At 70.7% G+C, this 1,450-nt stretch carries 1 protein-coding gene; it reads right to left on the bottom strand.

The genetic code is table 11. The features are described from left to right. A partial coding sequence (locus AC1DYI_RS35485) for an acetate--CoA ligase family protein (protein WP_477208789.1) occupies window positions 1-1,450 on the bottom strand: 1,450 nt, incomplete at both ends.

Below are 1,450 nucleotides of genomic sequence, written 5' to 3'. Positions count from 1 at the left end.
CCAGCACGCCCTTCTCGTCGGCCCACAGCGGGTTGATGTCCAGCTCCGCCAGGTGCGGCAGGTCGGCCAGCATCTGCGACACCGCGATCAGCACGTCGTGCAGCGCCTGCGCGTGGACGGGCGGGTGGTCGCGAAAGCCAGCCAGCAGCCGCGCCACGCGTGTGCGCTTCACCAGGTCGCGTGCCAGGCTGCGGTTCAGCGGCGGCAGCGCCACGGCGCGGTCGGCCGTCACCTCGACCGCCGTGCCGCCTTGGCCGAACAGGATCACCGGGCCGAACAGCGGGTCGATGCTGGCGCCGACGATCAGCTCCTGCGCATGCGGGCGGTGTGCCATCGCCTGCACGCTGAAGCCGGTGATGTTGGCTTTCGGCTGCGCCTGGCGCACGGCTTCGAGCATGCCGGTGGCCGCGCGCTCCACGGCGGCCTCGTCGGCCAGGTCGAGCCGCACGCCGCCGACGTCCGACTTGTGGGTGATGTCCGGCGAGATGATCTTCAGCGCCACTGGGAAGCCCACCTCGGCGGCACACCGCACCGCGTCGGCCGCGTTCGGTKCCACGGCGACCGTGTGCACCACCGGCACGCCGTATGCGGCCAGCACGTCCTTGGCTTCGCCTTCGGTCAACCATTCACGCCCTTGCGCCAAGGCAGCGTCGACGCAGGCTTGTGCACTGGCATGGTCGGGCACCGGGTTCTCGCTGGACGATGGCGCTTCCATCAGCGCGTCCTGGTTGCAGCGGTAGGTCTGCAGCATCGCGAAGGCGCGTACTGCCTCTTCCGGCGTCGGGTAGTCGGCCGCACCGGCATTTTCGAAGCAGGTGCGGGCCTCGGCCACGGCCGCGCTGCCAAGCCAGCAGCTCATCACCCGCCCCGGCACGGCCTGCACCAGCGGCGCGCAGGCCCGCGCGATGTCGCTGCTGGGCACGATGGCGGTGGGTGAGTGCAGAAAGAGAACCGCCCCGGCGGACTCATCGGCCAGCAACGCGGTCAAGGTGGCGACATAGCGCTCGACCGGTGCGTCGCCGATGATGTCGAGCGGGTTGGCGCGTGACCAGTTGGGCGGCAGTACTGCGTCCAGCTGCTTCACCAGCGCCGGCTTCAACTCGGCCAGCGACACGTTGTGCATCGCGGCGGCGTCGGCCGCCATGACCCCGGCGCCGCCGCCGTTGGTCATGATGCTGAGCACGGGGCTGCGGTTGCCGCGAAAGCGTGCCAGCGTCTCGGCGGCGGTGAACAGGTCTTGCAGTGTGTCCACGCGCAGCATGCCGGCGCGGCGCAAGGCAGCGTCGAACACCACGTCAGCCCCGGTCATCGCGCCGGTGTGCGAGGTGGCCGCCTTGACCCCGTTGCCGGCCCGCCCGGCCTTGACCACGATGACCGGCTTGTTGCGCGCCGCCGCCCGCGCGGCCGACATGAACTTGCGCGGCGACTGCACCGATTCGATGTACAGCAG

The sequence above is a fragment of the Ideonella sp. P3_A4 genome, from assembly GCF_056403075.1.
Note: the sequence above shows the minus strand (reverse complement) of the source record. Positions and strands in the feature narration are given on the sequence as shown.